This is a genomic window from Variovorax cryoconiti, from assembly GCF_051216395.1.
GTDB lineage: Bacteria > Pseudomonadota > Gammaproteobacteria > Burkholderiales > Burkholderiaceae_C > Variovorax.
This window is the reverse complement of the sequence record NZ_JBPJZI010000082.1, coordinates 1-1036: the sequence shown is the minus strand read 5'-3', so window position 1 is coordinate 1036 and position 1036 is coordinate 1. Positions and strand designations below refer to the sequence as shown.

At 68.8% G+C, this 1036-nt stretch carries 2 protein-coding genes; one reads left to right on the top strand and one right to left on the bottom strand.

All coding sequences use genetic code 11. The annotated features are described in order from the left end of the window. On the top strand, positions 1–538 hold a 538-nt coding region (gene rlmJ / locus ACSFA2_RS25895; protein ID WP_435458184.1), incomplete at its 5' end, for a 23S rRNA (adenine(2030)-N(6))-methyltransferase RlmJ. An 18-nt stretch (positions 539–556) separates the two neighbouring features. Here rlmJ and ACSFA2_RS25890 read toward each other — a convergent pair. After that, the coding region (locus ACSFA2_RS25890; protein WP_435458183.1) for a septal ring lytic transglycosylase RlpA family protein at positions 557–1036 on the bottom strand (480 nt) is incomplete at its 5' end.

Below are 1036 nucleotides of genomic sequence, written 5' to 3'. Positions count from 1 at the left end.
GCTGTTCGAACTGCACCCAACCGACGCCCGCACGCTGGACGCCAACATTGCCCAGCTCGAAGCCGGCCGCCAGATCGCGGTGCTGCGCGAAGGCGGCTTCGGCAGCGCCAGCAAGTTCCTGCCGCCGCCGTCGCGCCGCGCGCTGGTGCTGATGGACCCCAGCTACGAGATGAAGACCGACTACGGCCGCGTGCTCGATTTCGCGGCCGAGGCGCTCAAGCGCTTTGCCACCGGCACCTACGCGATCTGGTATCCGATCATTCCGCGCCCCGAGGCGCACGACCTGCCGCGCCGACTCAAGACGATGGCGACCAAGGCCGGCAAGTCGTGGCTGCACGCCACGCTGACGGTCAAGTCCAGCAAGATCACGACAGACGCATCGGGCGAAACGCACCGGCCGGGGCTGCCGGCCAGCGGCATGTTCCTGATCAATCCGCCGTACACGCTGAAGCCGCTGCTGGCGGAAGCGCTGCCGCAGTTGGTGGAGCGCCTGGCGCAAGACCGGCACGCCGCTTTCTCGCTCGATTCGGGCGGCTGAGCCCCGCCTTTTCGTTTCTTATTTACGGCGACGGGGCGGCACGACCACCTTGCGCCGCGCGAGCACCGGCGACTTGGCTCGCTGCTGCACGGCCGCAGCCGCCACTGGCGCCGACGCATCGCCAGCCTCCACCGGCAAACCGCCGCAACGCATCCCTTCACGGTCGACGATCGACAGCGCCACCTGCTTGATGCCCAGGCCCGTCAGGCCGATGCGGTCGGCCGCCGCACGGCTCAGGTCGATCACACGGCCCGCCGCATAAGGTCCGCGATCGTTGATGCGCACCAACACCTCGCTGCCGTTGACGAGGCTGCGCACGCACACGCGCGTGTTGAAAGGCAGGGTCTTGTGGGCCGCCGTCAGGGCGGTCATGTCGAAACGCTCGCCGCTGGCGGTCTTGCGCTGATGAAACTGGATGCCGTACCAGGAGGCGCCGCCGCGCTCGAAGATTTCGCGCGGCCCGTCGTCGCCGGGCACGCCGTCGTCCGGCGTCTGTTC